This window comes from Segniliparus rugosus ATCC BAA-974 (assembly GCF_000185725.2).
GTDB lineage: Bacteria > Actinomycetota > Actinomycetes > Mycobacteriales > Mycobacteriaceae > Segniliparus > Segniliparus rugosus.
On the sequence record NZ_KI391953.1, the window covers coordinates 960,712 to 977,721 of the forward strand.

Below are 17,010 nucleotides of genomic sequence, written 5' to 3' on the forward strand. Positions count from 1 at the left end.
CTCCTCCTGCTAGTCATTCGTTGGTCCTCCGCTCACGATCAAGATCGAGGTGGTGCTGGCGCTTGCGCTGGCTCGAACACTCCCTCGAGGTGCCAGAGCCCGGTGAACTTGTCGAACGGGCCGCCGACGATCAGGCTCCGCCATTCGAGGGTGTAATGCTTCGTCGCAGGGTCGTACGTGCCTTTCGCCCAGTCGCCTTGCGGGATGTTATCGGCGATCGGCACGTCGAGGAACTTCTGCGCGGCCCAGTCCCAGACCTGCTTGACCTGCGCCGCGCCCTGGACCTCGGCGTCTTTCGCGGGCTGAGGTTTCGGCGCACCTTGGTTGAAGTACTGGCCGTTCCATGTCGCGGCCCAGCTGGACAGGTCCGCCGTGAGCGTCCCGTCTTTCAGCAGCACCACCTTCGGCGGGGCGACCGGGCGCTTGGTCTGCGGGTCGGTCGGGTTGGTGGAGATCGAGAACTTCACGAGGAAGAACGGGGTCGGTCGGGTCACCGAGCTCGCGAGGGAGTCGCCCGCCTTCGGATCGGTCGGCGTGCCAGCGAACGCGGGGTCGGGCAGGCTCTGGTACCCGCCCGCGCGCAGGCCGCCGCCGGAGCCCGGTTCGAGATACGTGTACGCGCCGGGCACCGGTTTGCCGCCGACCTGCCAGACCTCGGCTCCGGGGTTGGAGTTCGACATGACCCCGCCCGCAGGCGTGAGCATCTGGAACCAGGTTCCGGTTGGCGGCTTGTCGGGGCCGAGGGACTTGCCCGAGTCGAACCGGAAGAGCCCGACCAGCTCGGTCCCGCCGCGATCCGGCTGCGCGGGTTGCGCCTCTTTGCCGCAGGCGGACACTCCGGCTGCGAGCAGCAGCACGGCGAGCGCCTTCGTCGTGTGTTCCTTGATCTTCATGTTGTCTTTCCTTGACGGGCCCCCAAGAGTGCGTCCGCGCCCACGGCCAGCACGAGGAGCAGACCTGGGGCGAGGTAGAACCAGCCGAACTCGTCGAACGCAGCGAAGCCCAGCGGCCCGGCGGTCTGATTGAGCCGTTCGAGCGCCTGGAAGTGGCCGAGGTTGTCGGCGAACTCCTCGATCACGCCCGCGAAGTCCGAGCTGATCGTGGCCCACTGGTCCACGAACGCCCGTGTCGCGGGCAGGTCCGCCTGCGGGTTGGTGTGCAAATCGTTGAGCAGTTCGGCGGAGGAAGGCCCGATCACGACGAACTCGCTCTGCGCCCAGCGGACGTTCTCCTCGGTGAGGATCGGGCGGAAATCGGAGAGGAGCTTGGAGCCCGAGGCGGAATGCGCGAACACTCCTGCCGCGACGGGGAAGACCACGAGGCCGACTCCGACCAGCGCGGCGATGGCCCGTAGCGCCCGCCGCCCGCCGGTCGAGTCCGAGAGGAGGCCGACTGTCCCCACAACGACGAGGACGAGGCCCGCGAAGCCGAACACGAACGGGAAGATCCCGAACGGGGGCAGCGATCGCAACTCGCCGAACACCCCTTCGTCCGCGCGCATCGCCGCGATCCAGCCGGAAAAACGTTTCTCCGTCTCGGGGAATTGAGCGACGAACTGGACCGTGTTCACATGGGCCAGATCCTCTTCGGACAGCCGCCGCGCGGCGGTTTCCGCGCGCGCCGCCTCGATGACTTTGAGATGGTCCTCGAGCCGGTCGAGGCGTTGATCGGTGAGGATCGGGGTGAAGCGCTCCACCATCCGCTGGCCTTCTGCCGCCTCGCCGTACATGCCGAGCCGGATCGGGGCCAGGATAAAAGCCACGCCGACGAGCACGAGCAGCGACCAGAGCCAGCGAGCCCGCAGCCAACCGGCTCCACGGCTCGGGGCCGAAGAACGCTCGAGAAGTTTTGGCTGGTCAGCCTCATGCTTCGGCAGATCAGTCACAACTGCGCCCATCCCGGTTTAATGGAAGTGGCCCTGCAGATGCCAGTAGCCGGTGAATCCGTCGAAGGGGCCGCTGACGATCTGGCTGGTCCAGGTGAGCGTGAAGTTGCCGTTGCCGTCGATCGTCCCCTTGACCGGGGTGGTCTGGCCGGGCAGGTCGCCGCCAGGTTTCGGAGCGCCCTGGTTGAACAGCTGGTTGTTCCAGGTGACGCCGAACGCGGACAGGTCGCCGCTGAGGGTGTTGCCGTCCCGATTGATCACCGGCAGCGCCGTCTGGTCTTTGGTCTGCGGGTCGATCTGGTTCGTGGAGGTCGCGAACAGCACACCGTAGAAACGCACCGGCCGGGTCACCGTGCCCGCCGTCGCGTCTCCGTTCCCCGCGAACGGGGACGCGGGCTGCGGCTGGTATTTGCCGCTGATCAGACCGCCGTCGGTGCCCGGAGCGAGCGGCGTGACCGTGTTGTCCCCGCACGGGGAGTCGCTGTTGCCGAGGTAGGGGCCGTTTTCTCCGCCAGCGGGGAGGATCATGCGGAAGTACGAACCCTGCGGCGATCCGGCGCAGGAACCAGGCGTGAGGGAGAACAGCCCGTTCAGCGCCTCTGCGTGCGCGGGAGCCGCAGGGAGGAGGGCCGAGGCGGCGAGGGCAGCGGCCGAGACACAGCGGGCAACCGAGGAACGGACACGGGGCAGGGTGGTCATGCGCTCTACTTCCTGATTCACGGGATTGGTCGGGCGGGTGTTTCTCCGCGACGTATTGACTCGAGAAAGCATGATGCGGCGTGAAAACCCTGTTCGCACACCATGAGGCCGGGTTTTTCCACTACTGCTCACGGCTTTTCGATCAATTCAGGCTGAGCGCAACGGAATGGGGGACGCGGAGTTTCGGAGCGGGTTCCGCTGGAGAGCGCAGCGGTGAGGGCTGGCCGGTTGGGCTGGTCGGACGGACACGGAGCGGGCGCGCAGGGGCGGTGTGTGGAGTGTCGGGATGGGCGTCGTGCGCGGGGGCAGTGGGAGGCGCCCCAGCCGGGAGGTCCGAGAGGTCCACCACCAGTGGCCGATTTGGTTCGCAACGCGGGTGGTCGTCCCCGTGCCCGACGAGCGCGGCGAGGGCGTCGCTTCGGCGGTTCCATCTGGCTCTGGGGTCCACAGGGCAGAGGGTTCTGGCGACGGCTTCGGGCCGGTCTTGCGCCATCGCGGCTTCGAGCAGGGGCGCGGCGCCTGGATCTCGCCAGCGCCGCCGCCCGCCCCGCCGCATCCTCCGCGACAGCGGCGGCGACCGCAGCCTTCCGCGACGACAACACCGCTTCCGCGTGCTCCAACTTCCGCAGCGCCGCGAACTTCGCCTTCGCGCGAGAACACCGCTCTGCGGTCTGATCGAACGTCTAAGCCCGACGCTCGGACGTGGTCAGCCGAGGTAGTGCTCGCGGTCCGGGAGCCCCATCTCCTCGCGCAGGGCGTTCTCGGTGACGTCGTGCGGGTGCACGTAATCCGGCACAGGAGCCTCCGGGGTGTTCGGGTTGTTGTCCCAGTCCACCGGGAGCCCCACGGCCTCGCGCTCCGCGTTGGCGAGGTTTTGGCCCCAACCGAACGTCTGCGCGTCCACCGGGTCTTTGCCCTTGGGGCCGTAGTCCCCTGGCATCATGGTGCCGTTCATATCGTCGTAGGCGTGCGCCATCTCGTGGTAGAGCACGACGGTCGGATTGAGCTCGTGGTAGTCCGGGGTCGAGCCTTGCGCGATGTCGCCGAGCGAGGTGAGCGTGGTGTCGATGCTGATGATCGCGTCCGTCCCCGGGCCGGGCCGGTCGTGCTTCATGTCGTAGTAGAAATCGCTGTTGCTGTTCGACACGGGCTGGTCGCCAATGGCCGGCGCGGTGTAGCCGTTGTTGTAGAGCACCTTGCCGTCGTTGAGCAGGTGGCCGTCGTCGATGAGCAGGGTGTGCCCGCTGTGGCCGAGGCCTTGGAGCATTTTCTGCCCGTCCGGCGAGGCGGCCAAAAGCTCGAAGTCGTCCTGCATCCGGCGTTGGAACTCCGGCGAGCCGTTCACGGTGATGTTGTCGGGGACTTCCAGCGGCTGGATGGTGACGACCTGGTTGTGCCCGGAGCCCTCGTTGACGTGGGTGCCGGCCTGGGCGTAGATGGTGTCGTTGCCGCCTTGGTTGTTGATCGTGGCCTGGCCCGAGCCCGCGTAGATCGTGTTCTTGCCGGTGCCCGCGTTGACCGTGCTGTTGCCGGTGCCCGCGTAGATGACGCTATTGCCCGAGCCCGCGTTGATCTTGTTGTTGCCCGAGCCTCCGTTGATGTAGTCGGCTCCCTTCGTCCCGGTCACGGTGTTGTTGCCCGAGCCGAGGTAGACGGTATTGTGGCCGCCGCCGAGCGTGACGGTGTCGTCGCCCGCGCCCGCGTCGATGTAGGAGCCGCCGATGGCCTGGTCGTCGATCGTGTCGTTGCCGTCGCCGAGCTGGAACCGCACCCGCACGGTCACGTTGGGGTCCACGCTCACCCGGTCGTTGCCGCCCTGGGTCTGGATGAGCACGTTCTGCGAGTCTTGGGCGCTGAGCGTCTGGGACTGGCCGTTCACTGTGACCACCAGGCGTCCGCCCGTGCCTTGCTTGACCGAGACGTTGTCGTCTCCGTCGCCGGTCTTGAAGACCACCATGCCCTGGTCGCGGGTGAACGCGAGCCCGTCGCCCAGGCTCTCGGCGCTGGTCTGTTCGGGGTTGAGTGCGGAGGGCACCGCAAGACCGGCCGCGCCCATCAGCGCCGTGGCCGCCGCTTCGTCCAGCTTCTGGCCTTGGGCGAGCGCGTCGTCCACCCGCTTGGGCAGCTCGTCGCGCAGCTTGAGGTAGAGCGACTTCTGGTCGGCGGGCAGCTCGCTCCACAGCCCGGAGGAGCCGTAGAAGTCCTTGATCTCGCCGGAGTCCGAGAAGGTGAAGCGCAGCTGCGCCCCGTCCTCGATGATGTTGGAGACCACGTCCCGGAGATGGCTGCGGGCGTCGAAGTTGCCGCTGAGCGCGGCGGCGAGCCGGGTCGCGGCCGAGCCCGCCTCGTTGGCGTACGCCTGGTTCCCCTCGAACGTCGTGTTCGCGGCTTCGCGGGCGGGCCCGCCCCAGGCCATCACGCCCTCGTGTCTCCGAACCGCCGCGCCGTGCGCGGGGAACTCCTCGCCGCGCTGCACGAGGGCGCGCAGCAGGGCTGCCGCCGCGTTCGCGTCATGGTCTCGGATTTCTTCCCAGGTCAAGGCCATGATCAGTGTCCCCCGTCCTGCTCGACGAGTCGCAGCGCGTGGGCCCCGCTGTCGTCGGAGCCCTCGTACAGCGCCGCGCTGGATTCGACCTGGTCGGCGGTGTCGCCGAGGCGCTTGATGTACGCCTCGTCGGCCGCGGCCCACGCTTCCTGCAAGTCGGCGGCGGCTTGCGCGGCCTTCCCGCCGAGGGCGGGCCCATACGCGGACAGCGCCTCCGCGGAGCTCTTCGCAAGAGCCTGCGCCGCAGGTGCCTCGCCTCGGACCGCGCTCGCGTAGCTCTTGAGCTCTTCGGCGTTCACCGTCAAAACAGCGTTGTTTGACATCCCACTCCTGCCTTTTATGTGATCACGGCCAGGCTGGGCCAAGGCCTCACGAAAATCTGCTTATGGGGTTAGACGCAAAGCGATGGCCGCAAGTTCCCGAGAAACTTAGGCGTTACAAGTGATCTGGATCACTACAATGTGTTGCCGCGACGCTGCGGCGGCGCGGAGCGAGGTGGCTAGCGGCCCTCTTCGCCGCCGTGCGTCAACTGCGCCCGCTCCGGCCCGTTCGCCAAGCGCTCGGTCTCTTCCGGGGGCCAGTCCATCAGCGCGCTCGGCCTTGTCGCGGGGGTGTGGGTCCTCTTCGGGGCGAGGAACGATGTCAGCCTCCAGGGCATACTCTCTCCTGTGGTGAGCCGAGCGCTCCGCGTCGAGCCTCAGGGTCGAAATTCTGTGGAATGTCTAAGAAATATCTTAGCCGGTTTTCCGGTTCGCGGCGGGGCGGGACAGGGCGGTTTCGCGAGGTTCTGTGGCGCTTGGCATAGCCGGAGGGGGCCGGCTCGGGAAAAGCCCAGGAGGCATTCTCCCGCTGGGCCGGTTGCGCAACATGACGCAACCGAATTGTGACCGATCTGTGACCCGGCCGATTGCCCCGCGTGTCGATGGTTTAGAGTCCCTGCACCACAGCATCACGCGGAAAGGCGGGGAACGATGTACGCAGAAGAAGGGTCTGAGTTCGCAGGCGACGGGAGACCGGCCGATACCAGGGAATCGCAGCGGAAAGGCTACGCCACCTGGGGGTCGAGGGTGCTCGCCTCGGTGATCGACTCGCTTCTCCTGCTCCCGTTCCAAGTGCTGATCGGGGTCGTCGGGGAGCACGAGTCCTCGTCCAGCCCTTACTCGGGAACACCGGACGGCGCGGCTGTCGCCTCCATGCTCCTCGTGCTCGGCGCGCTGGGCGTGTGCGTCTGGAACGTCATCGTGAAACAAGGCAGGACCGGCCAGACGGTCGGCAAAGAGGCGCTGAAGATCAGACTGGTCCAGGAGAGCACCGGCAGACCGATCGGCCCGGGCGTGGTGTTCGTGCGCCAACTCGCCCATATCCTCGACGTGGTCTCCTGCTACGTCGGCTACCTCTGGCCGCTGTGGGACGCCAAGCGGCAGACGTTCGCGGACAAGGTGATGCGCACCGTCGTCGTCAAAGCGTAGCGCCGCGCAGACCTCTGGATTATTTCGGTTTGACCAGCGGGAAGGCGAGTGTTTCGCGGATATTCCGCTCGGTCAGCAGCATGACGATCCGGTCCACGCCGACTCCGAGTCCGCCGGTCGGGGGCATGGCGTACTCCAAGGCTTCGAGGAAGTCCTCGTCGAGCTCCATGGCCTCCGGGTCACCGCCCGCCGCCGCCGCGGATTGGGCTTGGAGGCGGCGGCGCTGCTCGACGGGGTCGTTGAGCTCGCTGTACGCGGTCGCGACCTCCATGCCGCCGATCACGAGATCCCAACGCTGAGTGATCGCCGGTCGGTCCGGATGCTGTTTGGTGAGCGGGGAGACCGACAGCGGGAAATCGCTGTAGAAGGTCGGCGTGGTCGTCCTGTGCTCGACCAGGCGCTCGTACAGCTCCAGGAGCAGCTGCCCGGCGTCCCAGTCGGGCCGGAACTCGAAGCCCCGCGAGGCGAGGTGCTGGCGCAGCTTCGGAACGGCGGTGTTCTCGTCCACCTCGTCCCCGAGCGCGTGGGAGACCGCCGTGAGCATCGGGATCATCGGCCAGGGGCCGGGGGCGGCGAGCGGCCCGTCGTTGCCGACGGCTCGCGCGCACGCGCGCAGCATCTGCTCGGTCAGATCCCGCATGCCCCGGTAGTCCGAATGCGCCTGATACGCCTCGAGCAGGGTGAATTCGGGGTTGTGGGTCCCGTCCACGCCTTCGTTGCGGAACACGCGTCCGATCTCGAAGACTCGCTCCATGCCGCCGACGAGAAGCCGTTTGAGGTAGAGCTCCGGGGCGATGCGCAGATACAGCGGCATGTCGTAGGCGTTGATGTGGGTGCGGAACGGCTCCGCGTTGGCCCCGCCGTGGACCCGCTGCAGCACGGGGGTCTCGACTTCGAGGAACCCCTCGCCCCATAGCTGCTCGCGCAGGGCGCGCAGCACCGAGCCCCGGACGGAGAGCGCCCGGCGGGCCTGCGGGTTCGTCATCAGCTCCACATGCCGCAGACGCACTTTCGCCTCGGGATCGGTGAGCCCCCGGCGCTTGTCCGGCAACGGGCGCAGGCACTTGCCGTCGAGCCGCCAACCTGTGGCCAAGAGGGAGGCCGTCCCCGTCCTCGAAGCTCCGGGGGCGGCGTCCACGCTGATCAGGTCGCCGAGGTCGATTTCCTTGCGGAACGCGGCGAGGCTGCCGGGGGAGAGCTCGCGCTCCTCGAGGATCACTTGCGCGACGCCCGAGCTGTCGGAGAGGTCGACGAACACCACGCCGCCGTGGTCGCGCTCGCGCAGGACGCGCCCGGACACGCGCACCTGCCGCCCGGATCGGGACCGGCCGGCCTCAAGCGCGTCGCGGACGGTGGAAGTCGGAGCTTCGGACTCCGGGTAAGGGTTGACCCCCTGCGCTTGGAGCCGTTCGAGCTTCCCGATCCGCACACGCACCTGTTGCGGCAGGCGCGGTTCGTTCCGCTTGTCGTCCGAGGGAGCCTCGGCGGGCGTGAGCAGGGCGGCCGCCGTGATCGGATGCTGGCCGGTCGGCTCGGATTTGCCGCCGAACTTCGGCACGACCAGGAACCCTTCGGCGATGCCGGAGGCCATGGCGACGCGGGGCACGACCCTCGCCTCCTCGAAGCAGACGTACCTCGGCACCCATTCCGGGCCGAACCGGTGGTTGAAGCGGTACATCGCCTCGAGCTGCGTCCACCGGGAGAAGAACAGCAGCACGCCGCGCCACCAGCGGATCACGGGCCCGGCCCCGAGCCGGGAGCCCTCTTCGAAGGCGTTGCGGAAGACGGCGAAGTTCAGCGAGATCTTGGCGATGCCCAGCTGCCTCGACCGCATGGCGAGTTCGCAGATCATCAGGTCCATCACGCCGTTCGGCGATTTCGGATCCCGGCGCATCACGTCGAGCGAGACTCCGGACCGGCCCCACGGCACGAGCGAGAGCAGTCCCACCACCTCGCCGTCCGGGCCGACCGCCTCGACGAGCAGGCAGTCCCCGTCTGTGCCGTCCCCGAGCCTGCCGAGCGCCATGGAGAACCCGCGCTCCGCGCCGATCCGCCACTCGTCCGCCCGACGCACCGTCGCGGCGAGCTCCTCCTCCGAGAGCTGGCTGTGCCTGCGGAACCGCACGGTGAGCCCGGCGCGTTTTGCGCGGGTGACCGCTTGGCGGGCCACTTTGCGGGCCGGTCCGTCCAGGCTGAAGCCGCGCGGGTCGAGGATCGCCTCGTCGCCGAGCTGGAGCGCGGACAAGCCGGCTTCGCGGTAGGCGCGCGCCCCCCGCTCGCTCGCGCCCATGACCGCGGGCGTCCAGCCGTAGCTCTCGCAGGTCGTGAGCCAGGCCCCGATGGCCCCCGCCCATGAGCGCTCGTCGCCGATCGGGTCGCCCGAGGCGAGGCACACCCCGACCTCCACCCGGTAGGTGAGCGCGGCTTTGCCGTTCGGCGCGAACACTGCCGCCTTGTCCCGCCTGGTCGCGAAGTACCCGAGCGAGTCGTCTTCGCCGTACGCGGCCAAGAGGCCCCGGATCGCAGACTCCTCCTCGACGGTCAACGCGGCGGCGAGCCGCTGGGAGCGGAAGAGCACCATCACCGCGGCGATGAGCGCCATCGCGCCGAAAAGCCCGAGCAGCGTGTTGACGAAGCCGAAGGTGTAGCCGCTGAAATCGCGGCGCTCGAACGCCGCGAAGATGACGACGCGGTTGAGGGTGTAGGGCAACCGCTCGTTCGCGGGCAGCGTGTGGTGGAACGCCTCGACCAGAGCCCAACCGAACCCGGTCGCCACCAGCAGCCCGACGAACAGCGTGATCAGCGCGCGCAGCGGCGCGACCCTGCGCACTTTCGTGCTGAACTCCCGGTGCGCTGCGATCAGCAGCGTGATGGCGGCAATATGCGTTGCCAGGCCGACGATCGGCCAGAACCGGTCGCCGTCTGCCAGTTGGGCGACGTTGTACGCGGCGTAGATCGCGAGCGAGCCGAGCAGCACCACCCAGGCCAGGCGTTTGCGCTCGGAGAGCGCGGCGGCGAGCAGGCCGAGCACGAACGCCCAGGCGAAGCTGGTGTCGGGGACGGCGAAGAAGTATCTGTCGAGGTATTCCCGCAGGGGCTCGCCCAGATGCCGCAGGTGCACGGAGACGCTGAGCAGGAAGGAGAAGATCGAGAGCGCGCCGATGACCAGGCCCGCCCGGTGCGGCACCTGGTGCAACGGGCCTTTCTTCCCCCGCTTGGCCTCCACCGCGAATCGAGGCGGCCGCAGCCCGTTCCCCGGCTCCTGCTTCGTCTTCCTCTCCTCGGCCACCCCTGTCGCCATCGTCACGTCACTTCCTCCATATTTCACCGTTCGGTGAGCACAATCCCGTCTTCGTCGCTGTGCAGCAGGTCTCCGGGGTTGAAGACGACCCCGCCGAACTCCACAGGGACGTCGAGCTCGCCCGCGCCGGTCTTGCCGCTCTTGCGCGGGTTGGAGCCGAGCGCCTTGATCCCGAGGTCCAGCCCGGCCAGCGCCGCCACATCGCGCACGGCTCCGTTGAGGACGAGGCCCGCCCAGCCGTTGTCCTGCGCGAGTTTGGCGATCACGTCCCCGACGAGCGCGGTGTGCACGCTGGCGGAACCGTCCACCACGAGCACGGCTCCCTCGCCAGGAGTCGACAGCGTGGCCTTGATCAAGGCGTTGTCCTGGAATGCGCGGATCGTCCGCACCGGACCGACGAACTGCAGGCGGCCGCCGTACTGGCGGAACTGGGTGTCGCAGCTACGGACCTGGTCGCCGATCTGGTCCACGAGGTCGGCGGTCGGGATGAAGTTCACAGCGGTCATGCAGGTCACTGTAGTGGCCCCGGTTAAACGAAAGCTGAGAGAGCTGCGCGTAGCTCGATCCGCCCGCGCGCTCGGTGCGTTACAGTCATGGCTCGTGCCGAACGACTCCTCCGCGTCCCCCGCGCAACCGGAAGCCGCCCTTGGGCTCAAGACCCAGGTCCTTAGATTCTTGGTGACAGGCGTTTTTTCCGCAGTGGTGGACTACGGTCTGGTCATGGCCCTGTCCCAGCTCGGGGTCCCGCCGAACGCCGCCAACATCGTCGGCTTCGTCGTCGGCACGACCGTCGCCTATCTGATCAACCGGCGGTGGACCTTCCAGGCGGAGCCGAGTTCCAAGCGGTTCATGCAAGTCGCGGCCCTCTACGCGGTCGCGTTCTTGCTGCGGACCGGTCTTTTCGCCGGGGCGCTCGCGCTGCTGCTCTCGTGGGGGGCTGCGAAGTTCTTCGCCGAGTCCGCCGCGTGGGTCGTCGCGCAGGGCACCGTCACGGTGATGAACTTTCTCGTGCAGCGGCTGGTGATCTTTCGGGGCTCGGCCTCGGAGCGCTAGCGCCAGAGCTGGGCCGGGACGCGGAGGGCCCGCCGGTGGCCGAGGGCGACGGCGAGCTGGAGCCGCCCTCGTGCTCGCTGCGCGGGCGCGAAGGCCGGGGCTCGGACTCGCCTCGGCTTGCAGACGGTCCGGCGCTGTCCGAGGACCTCGACGGCTCTGATGCGCTTTCCGACTCGGAAGGCGTCTCGGACGTGGATGGTTTCGGCGGCGTTGTCGAGGGTTTCGGCGCCGCCGGGGGCGCCGTCCAGCGTTGCCGCGCAGTCGGGACCGGAGCGGGCACCGTCCAGTTGCCGTCCGTGCCGAACACGGCGTTCGTCGGCGGAGCCCACGGCTGGGGGGACGGTTCCGGCTGTGGCGCCCCCGGCTCGGGTTTCTTGATCGCGGAGAGGATGAAGAACAGGGCGATCAAGACGGCAGTCGAGGTGCGCATGCGGCCGCCGAGGATTTTCTCCGGTACCAACGGGTTCCCCTGGCTGCGGCCGATGAGCTCGTTGAAGCTGGGCAGTTTCCACCACGAGGCCTCTTTGAGGTCCTTCTGATGGTCCTGTGCCGAGCGCTCGTGCTGGGCGCGGGGGCGTTCGGGCTGTCGCGGCTCAGTCACGGACACGCTCCTGCGGCGCGGTGTCCTCTTCCGGGCGGGTCGGGCGATGTCGTTGTTGCGGCCGCTCAGGCGCGTGGTCTTCGCCGTTCTTCACGGTGTTGATCCCTTCCTGTCGCAACGCGGCGAGCGCTTTGGCCCGTAGCCTCCTGCTCAAAACGAACTGCTGGCCTGGCACCGAGTTCGCCACGATGCGCATGTTGATCTGGTCCATCTCGATGCCTTCGACGCCAAGGAAGGTCGGGGCGGAGCGCAGGAGCGGTTTCAGGTTGGGGTCGTCTTTCGCGGTGTCGCAGACCTCGGTCAGCTTCTCGCGCAAGACAGCGATGTCGGAGGAGGCCGGCACGGGGATGTCCACGACGGCCTGCGCCCAGTCTTTGGAGAGGTTGGTGGACTTGATGATCTGGCCGTTCGGCACGGTGTAGAGCTCGCCGTCGGTGGAGCGCAGCTTCGTCACCCGCAAAGTCACCTGCTCCACGGTGCCGATCGGGTCGTTCGTCGTGCCGAGCACTGCGAGCTGCACGAGATCGCCGATCCGGTACTGCTTCTCGGCGATGATGAAAAATCCGGAGAGCACGTCCTGCACGATGCGTTGCGCGCCGAAGCCGAGCCCCGCGCCCGCCACTGCGGCGAGCGGGGCGAAACCGCTGATCGGCAGTTCGAGGGCGGTCGCGATCATCAGCACGGCGACGAAGATCTGGATGACTGTGAAGACCCAGATGAACGCGGAGAGCAGGGTCGCCCGTTGTCGCGCCGCCTCGCCTCGGATCTGGGGCTCCTGCTCTTTGAAGCTGCCTCGGGCGATGACGTTGGCGGATGCCTTGACGAATCTCGTGACCAGGATCGTCGCGATGATGATGAGCGCGATCCGAGTGCCCTTGACCAGGAGCCACTCGCCGAAATCTCGAACGCCGAAATGCTGCCAGATCCGTGACCAGAAGGCGGTCCATTGCGCGGATTGGTCCCAAGCGAGGATCATCGTCGGCGGGTGCGGCACGGGTTCTCACTGTACCGAAAACGGCGCGCTCGGGCTCGGGGCGCGCGGATCGGCAAAGCGCGGGCGCAGGCGCGTCGGCCGGATGCGGTGATGGTGGCGCGTTTCAGCCTGGGTCGGACGCGGGGGAGGAGGCCCCTTTGCCCAGCTCTCTCTATTGAGGCCCCCTCCATTGGGCTGACCATATGTTCGATATTAATCGCAACACAGAAATCCTGCATTAGAAATATCAATGCACGTTCGGCATAAGTGTCGAATGAAAAAGCTACCAAGCGAACGCCAGGCCTTGGAGGAGCGAGGCTTCAGCGCTCCCCGAACCGCTCCTCGCGCCCGATCCTGCGCAGCCGGATCCATTCGCGGAACCCAGGCAGGTCCCGGCGGGTGATCAGGAAGAACCAGCCGAACCGGGCCCACTCCTGCGGCGCCAATTTCCGCATGCCGCGCTGCGCCTGCAGATACCCCCGGTTGCGGTAGGTGTAGAAGCGTTTCGTCTGGTCGGACGGGTACTGCGCGTGCATGGCCCCGCCCAGGATCGGCAGGAACTCGTCCGAACCCTGCGGATGCAGGTACGCGGCCTTGAGGCATGTGCCGAACGCGAGGCCGCTCGCCACGAGCCGCCTGTGCACCTCGACCTCGTCGCCGCGCAGGAAGAGCCGCAGGTCCGGCACGCCGACCGCGAAGAACGCCTCGGCGCGGAACAGCGCGCCGTTGAAGAGGGAGGCGATCCCCGGCAGCAGATCCCCGTCGCCGAGTTCGGCCCTGAGCCGCCGCCAGCGCAGGCCGCGCCGCAAGGGGAAGGCCAGGCGGTCCGGGGCGGCCTCGTCCACCACGACGGGGGAGACCTCGTCGAGCTTGTGCCGTTCCGCGCAGCGCATAAGCTCGGCGAGGGCTTCGGGCCCCTCGGGCCGCCCGTCGTCATCGGCGAGCCAGACCCAATCCGCCCCCTCCGCGAGGGCGGTCAGGACGCCGAGCGCGAATCCTCCTGCGCCGCCGAGGTTGCGTTTCGAGCCGATGTAGCGGACTCCCGGCCACAGCTGCGCGACGAGTTCGGCGATTTCCGGCTCGGCGGCGTTGTCGACCACCACCAGCCCGGAAAGGGGGACGGTCTGCTCCTTCAGCGCGAGCAGGGATCGGCGCAATGTCTGCGCGCGGCGGTGGGTGACGATGACTGCCCAAACGCGGTCCGGGCCGGTGGAAGGTGACACGTCAGACTATTCTGCTGGAACCTTCCTCGGCGTATGATGGTGGCGTGCCCAGGCGCGCCGTGCGGATCTGGGGCTGAGGACTCCGAGAGAGCGAGAAGCGACATGGCCGGATTGTTTGACCAGGTGAAGGGTTTCATCAAGAAAGACCCCTCCAAAGTGGAGCAGGCCATCGAGAAGGTGGGCGACTTCGTCGACAAGAAGACCGAGGGCAAGTACTCCGGCGCGGTCGACAAGGCGCAGGACGCGGCGAAGAAAGCCGCCGAAAAGGCTGTCGGGAACGAGTGATGCCGGACCGGGGGAAGCTCGAGGTGCTCACCGACGCGGACTGCGGCTTCTGCCAGCGTAGCGTCGAGTTCTTGAGGAAGATGGACCGCAAGGGGCGTTTGACGTTCACCGCCTTGCAGACTCCGGGCGCGCCCGCGCGGTTCGGGATCACGGTGGACCAGGCGTATGAGCAGCTGTGGACGTTGGACCCGTCGGGAAGGCGCGCGGGCGGGGCCGAGGCGGTCGCTGTCGCGGCGGATGTCGCGCTGGGCTTGCGGGTGTTCGAGCGGGCTTTGCGCCCGCGCCTCGTCCGGCGCGCCGCGGACCGGGGCTACCGCTGGGTGGCCGAGCACCGGTATATGCTGCCTGGGGCGAGCGGGGCGTGCGCGGTCCCTCGGGAACTGGCCGCGCAAAAGTGACCTGAAGCGCGGATTTGACCCGATCGGCTCCAGGCCGGTACGATGGATGGTCGGTGTTGCGGACTTTGTGCGCCCTTGACCAGCCAGACGGCTGATTCGGTGGCGAGGGGTTCTGCCGAAAGACATATAAACCGTTTGAGACCCGAGGTGTTCTTTTGTCCACGTACAGCCCGAAGGCTGCTGAGCTGAACCATCAGTGGCATGTCATCGACGCGACTGATGTCGTGCTCGGCCGCTTGGCCGTCACCGCCGCCACCCTGCTGCGCGGCAAGCACAAGCCGACGTTCGCGCCGCACCTCGACAACGGGGACTTCGTCGTCATCGTGAACGCGGGCAAGGTCGCCCTCACCGGCAACAAGCGCGCCGACAAGCTGGTCCACCGGCACTCCGGCCACCCGGGCGGCTTGAAGAGCCGCGCCATCGGCGAGCTGCTGCAGTCCGACCCCCGCCGGGTCGTCGAGAAGGCTGTGAAGGGCATGATCCCGCGCAACAAGCTTGGTCGCGCCGTGGAGCGCAAACTCAAGGTGTACGCGGGCCCGGAGCATCCGCACCAGGCCCAGCAGCCCGTGCCGTACACGATCACCCAGGTGTCGCAGTGAGCGAGGAGCAAGAGACAGTGACCGAGGAATACTTGACCGAAGAGGAAGAGGCCGCGCTCGACGCCATTGAGTCCGCCGAGGACGAGGCTGGCGAGGGCCGTTCCGGCAGCGCGCCCGCACGGGAGAAGACCCCGATGCGCGACTTCACCGAAGAGATCATCACCGTCGGCCGCCGCAAGGAGGCCGTGGTCCGCCTTCGGCTTTCCCTCGGCACCGGCAAGTTCACCCTCAACGGCCGCAGCCTGGAGAACTACTTCCCCAACCGGGTGCACCAGCAGCTGGTGAAGTCCCCGCTGGTCCTCGCCGACCGCGAGGACTCGGTCGACATCCGCGCCACCCTGCACGGCGGCGGCGTCTCTGGCCAGGCGGGCGCGCTGCGCCTCGCCCTCGCCCGCGCGCTGACGTTGGCGAGCCCGGACGACCGCCCGGCCCTCAAGCGCGCCGGCTTCCTGACTCGGGACGCGCGTGCCATCGAGCGCAAGAAGTACGGTCTGAAGAAGGCTCGGAAGGCTCCGCAGTACTCGAAGCGTTGATCTTCGAGACCTCATGACCGCACTGTTCGGAACCGACGGTGTTCGTGGTGTCGCGAACACCGACCTCACTCCCGAGCTAGCGCTGACTTTGGGGTTCACGGCTGGGCTGCGGCTCCGTGGCGATTCCGGCACGGCCGTGGTCGGCCGCGACCCCAGGATCTCCGGCGCGATGCTCGAAGCGGCTGTATGCGCGGGCCTCGCGAGCGCCGGCGTCCGCGTGCTGCGGGTTGGCGTGCTCCCCACGCCTGCCGTTTCCTGGCTCACCAAAGAACTCGGGGCAGACCTCGGTGTCGTGATCTCGGCTTCGCACAACCCGATGCCGGACAACGGGCTCAAGTTCTTCGGGCCCGGCGGCGGCAAGCTCGACACGGAGACCGAGACGCTGCTGTCTGCGGACGTCCTGCGGGTGCGCAAAGGCGGCAAGGCCAGCTGGGGCTGGGGCGAAGGGGAACGCCCGACCGGCGCGGGGGTCGGCGATCTCGTCGAATTCCCCGACGGCGCGGCACGCTATGCGACCCGCTTCGCCCCGCTCACGCCGCGCGCGGAGCGGCTGCGCGTGGTCGTTGACTGCGCGAACGGCGCGACTTCTCGGCTTGCGGCGCAGGTGTACGAGGCGACCGGAGCCGAAGTCATCATGCTCAACGCCGAACCGGACGGCCTCAACATCAATGATCGGTGCGGCTCCACGCATCTCGACGGGCTGCGCGCCGCCGTGCTGGAAGAAGGCGCTGACCTCGGACTGGCCCATGACGGCGACGGCGACCGGTGTCTCGCGGTCGCGGCGGACGGCGATGTCGTGGACGGCGACGCCATCATGGCGATTTTGGCCCTCGGCCTGCACGAGCGTCAGCAGCTCCGACACAGCAAGCTCGTCGTGACGGTGATGAGCAATCTCGGCCTACACGTCGCGATGCGCGAGGCGGGCATCGAGCTGGAGGTCACTCCGGTCGGGGACCGGCATGTGACCGACGCGCTGCGCGAGGGCGGGTACTCCATCGGCGGCGAGCAATCCGGGCATGTGGTGCTTCCCGACCTCGGCGAGACCGGGGACGGCATGGTCGTCGGCCTGCGGCTCATCGCTCGCATGGTGGAGACGGGGAAGAGCCTTTCCGAGCTGGCCTCGGTCGTCCAGGTGTATCCGCAAGTGCTGGTCAATGTCCCCGTGGTCGACAAGCTCGCGGCGGCGAGCGACGGCACGGTGCTCGCGGCGGTCGCCGCCGCGCAGGCGCGCCTGGGCGACAAGGGCCGAGTGCTCTTGCGCCCTTCGGGCACGGAGCAACTGGTCCGCGTCATGGTGGAGGCAGAGTCGGCGCTCTCCGCGCACGAGGTCGCCGAGCAGGTGGCCCATCTGGTGCGCGCCACCAACTTGAAGTAGAACCCGGCCCCGGACGGCGTTGTCGGCCGTCCACGCGTCGGTCCCGCTCGCGCTCCACAGATCGAGGCGGT

17 protein-coding genes and 1 pseudogene are annotated in these 17,010 nt (G+C 68.0%); 8 read left to right on the forward strand and 10 right to left on the reverse strand.

Annotation, left to right across the window (positions count from 1 at the left end; translation table 11 throughout):
• Window positions 1–38: 38 nt before the first annotated feature.
• The 6 genes from HMPREF9336_RS04710 to HMPREF9336_RS18330 all read right to left on the reverse strand — a co-directional run bounded on the left by HMPREF9336_RS04710 (window position 39) and on the right by HMPREF9336_RS18330 (window position 5,787).
• Complete coding sequence (locus HMPREF9336_RS04710) at window positions 39–893, reverse strand: hypothetical protein (protein WP_007469519.1); 855 nt, start codon at window positions 891–893, stop codon at window positions 39–41.
• On the reverse strand, window positions 890–1,885 hold the full coding sequence (locus HMPREF9336_RS04715; protein ID WP_211235441.1) for a hypothetical protein: 996 nt from the start codon (window positions 1,883–1,885) through the stop codon (window positions 890–892). The genes HMPREF9336_RS04710 and HMPREF9336_RS04715 overlap by 4 nt, the downstream gene beginning before the upstream one ends.
• An 18-nt stretch (window positions 1,886–1,903) precedes the next feature.
• Window positions 1,904–2,584, reverse strand: a complete 681-nt coding sequence (locus HMPREF9336_RS04720) for a hypothetical protein (RefSeq protein WP_007469523.1) — start codon at window positions 2,582–2,584, stop codon at window positions 1,904–1,906.
• A 706-nt stretch (window positions 2,585–3,290) separates the two neighbouring features.
• On the reverse strand, window positions 3,291–5,129 hold the full coding sequence (locus HMPREF9336_RS04725) for a M91 family zinc metallopeptidase (RefSeq protein ID WP_021030113.1): 1,839 nt from the start codon (window positions 5,127–5,129) through the stop codon (window positions 3,291–3,293).
• A 2-nt stretch (window positions 5,130–5,131) separates the two neighbouring features.
• Complete coding sequence (locus tag HMPREF9336_RS18325; protein ID WP_021030114.1) at window positions 5,132–5,452, reverse strand: type VII secretion target; 321 nt, start codon at window positions 5,450–5,452, stop codon at window positions 5,132–5,134.
• Window positions 5,453–5,628: 176 nt separating this feature from the next.
• Complete coding sequence (locus HMPREF9336_RS18330) at window positions 5,629–5,787, reverse strand: hypothetical protein (protein WP_021030115.1); 159 nt, start codon at window positions 5,785–5,787, stop codon at window positions 5,629–5,631.
• Window positions 5,788–6,100: 313 nt separating this feature from the next.
• Here HMPREF9336_RS18330 and HMPREF9336_RS04735 point away from each other — a divergent pair, with 313 nt between their 5' ends.
• Window positions 6,101–6,598, forward strand: coding sequence for an RDD family protein (locus tag HMPREF9336_RS04735; RefSeq protein WP_007469527.1), 498 nt, complete (start codon window positions 6,101–6,103; stop codon window positions 6,596–6,598).
• A gap of 19 nt (window positions 6,599–6,617) precedes the next feature.
• Here the strand turns inward: HMPREF9336_RS04735 and lysX are convergent, their stop codons facing one another.
• On the reverse strand, window positions 6,618–9,899 hold the full coding sequence (gene lysX, locus HMPREF9336_RS04740) for a bifunctional lysylphosphatidylglycerol synthetase/lysine--tRNA ligase LysX (protein WP_007469529.1): 3,282 nt from the start codon (window positions 9,897–9,899) through the stop codon (window positions 6,618–6,620).
• Window positions 9,900–9,922: 23 nt separating this feature from the next.
• On the reverse strand, window positions 9,923–10,405 hold the full coding sequence (gene rraA / locus HMPREF9336_RS04745) for a ribonuclease E activity regulator RraA (RefSeq protein ID WP_007469531.1): 483 nt from the start codon (window positions 10,403–10,405) through the stop codon (window positions 9,923–9,925).
• A gap of 94 nt (window positions 10,406–10,499) precedes the next feature.
• Between rraA and HMPREF9336_RS18875 the strand changes: the two genes are divergently transcribed.
• Complete coding sequence (locus HMPREF9336_RS18875) at window positions 10,500–10,952, forward strand: GtrA family protein (protein ID WP_007469533.1); 453 nt, start codon at window positions 10,500–10,502, stop codon at window positions 10,950–10,952.
• Window positions 10,953–10,987: 35 nt separating this feature from the next.
• Window positions 10,988–11,491, forward strand: a complete 504-nt coding sequence (locus HMPREF9336_RS04755; RefSeq protein ID WP_007469535.1) for a hypothetical protein — start codon at window positions 10,988–10,990, stop codon at window positions 11,489–11,491.
• Window positions 11,492–11,545: 54 nt separating this feature from the next.
• Here HMPREF9336_RS04755 and HMPREF9336_RS04760 read toward each other — a convergent pair whose 3' ends face one another.
• Window positions 11,546–12,547 (reverse strand): mechanosensitive ion channel family protein, encoded by a 1,002-nt coding sequence (locus HMPREF9336_RS04760; RefSeq protein ID WP_244431589.1) that lies wholly within the window; start codon window positions 12,545–12,547, stop codon window positions 11,546–11,548.
• A 299-nt stretch (window positions 12,548–12,846) separates the two neighbouring features.
• A complete protein-coding gene (glfT1, locus tag HMPREF9336_RS04765; protein WP_007469539.1) occupies window positions 12,847–13,749 on the reverse strand; it encodes a galactofuranosyltransferase GlfT1 in 903 nt (300 codons plus the stop codon).
• Between the two features lie 102 nt (window positions 13,750–13,851).
• Between glfT1 and HMPREF9336_RS04770 the strand changes: the two genes are divergently transcribed.
• From HMPREF9336_RS04770 to glmM, 5 genes and pseudogenes are all read left to right on the forward strand, one after another.
• A complete protein-coding gene (locus tag HMPREF9336_RS04770) occupies window positions 13,852–14,034 on the forward strand; it encodes an antitoxin (protein ID WP_007469541.1) in 183 nt (60 codons plus the stop codon).
• Entirely contained in the window at window positions 14,034–14,432 is a 399-nt protein-coding gene (locus HMPREF9336_RS04775; RefSeq protein WP_007469543.1) for a thiol-disulfide oxidoreductase DCC family protein, read from the forward strand. Before HMPREF9336_RS04770 ends, HMPREF9336_RS04775 begins: the two co-directional genes overlap by 1 nt.
• Window positions 14,433–14,587: 155 nt before the next feature.
• Window positions 14,588–15,031, forward strand: a complete 444-nt coding sequence (gene rplM, locus HMPREF9336_RS04780; RefSeq protein WP_007469545.1) for a 50S ribosomal protein L13 — start codon at window positions 14,588–14,590, stop codon at window positions 15,029–15,031.
• Between the two features lie 155 nt (window positions 15,032–15,186).
• Window positions 15,187–15,564, forward strand: a pseudogene (gene rpsI, locus HMPREF9336_RS04785) (30S ribosomal protein S9); the annotation flags it as partial.
• 13 nt (window positions 15,565–15,577) lie between these two features.
• Window positions 15,578–16,939 (forward strand): phosphoglucosamine mutase, encoded by a 1,362-nt coding sequence (gene glmM / locus HMPREF9336_RS04790; protein WP_007469549.1) that lies wholly within the window; start codon window positions 15,578–15,580, stop codon window positions 16,937–16,939.
• The last annotated feature ends 71 nt before the right edge of the window (window positions 16,940–17,010 follow it).

What these genes read in the sequence shown, in the direction of transcription:
- HMPREF9336_RS18330 (WP_021030115.1), bottom strand. Translation starts at nt 5,787, where the DNA reads ATGCCCTGGAGGCTGACATCGTTCCTCGCCCCGAAGAGGACCCACACC.
- HMPREF9336_RS04775 (WP_007469543.1), top strand. Translation starts at nt 14,034, where the DNA reads ATGCCGGACCGGGGGAAGCTCGAGGTGCTCACCGACGCGGACTGCGGC.
- lysX (WP_007469529.1), bottom strand. Translation starts at nt 9,899, where the DNA reads ATGGCGACAGGGGTGGCCGAGGAGAGGAAGACGAAGCAGGAGCCGGGG.
- HMPREF9336_RS04720 (WP_007469523.1), bottom strand. Translation starts at nt 2,584, where the DNA reads ATGACCACCCTGCCCCGTGTCCGTTCCTCGGTTGCCCGCTGTGTCTCG.
- rraA (WP_007469531.1), bottom strand. Translation starts at nt 10,405, where the DNA reads ATGACCGCTGTGAACTTCATCCCGACCGCCGACCTCGTGGACCAGATC.
- glmM (WP_007469549.1), top strand. Translation starts at nt 15,578, where the DNA reads ATGACCGCACTGTTCGGAACCGACGGTGTTCGTGGTGTCGCGAACACC.
- HMPREF9336_RS04770 (WP_007469541.1), top strand. Translation starts at nt 13,852, where the DNA reads ATGGCCGGATTGTTTGACCAGGTGAAGGGTTTCATCAAGAAAGACCCC.
- HMPREF9336_RS04735 (WP_007469527.1), top strand. Translation starts at nt 6,101, where the DNA reads ATGTACGCAGAAGAAGGGTCTGAGTTCGCAGGCGACGGGAGACCGGCC.
- HMPREF9336_RS04710 (WP_007469519.1), bottom strand. Translation starts at nt 893, where the DNA reads ATGAAGATCAAGGAACACACGACGAAGGCGCTCGCCGTGCTGCTGCTC.
- HMPREF9336_RS04725 (WP_021030113.1), bottom strand. Translation starts at nt 5,129, where the DNA reads ATGGCCTTGACCTGGGAAGAAATCCGAGACCATGACGCGAACGCGGCG.
- HMPREF9336_RS18325 (WP_021030114.1), bottom strand. Translation starts at nt 5,452, where the DNA reads ATGTCAAACAACGCTGTTTTGACGGTGAACGCCGAAGAGCTCAAGAGC.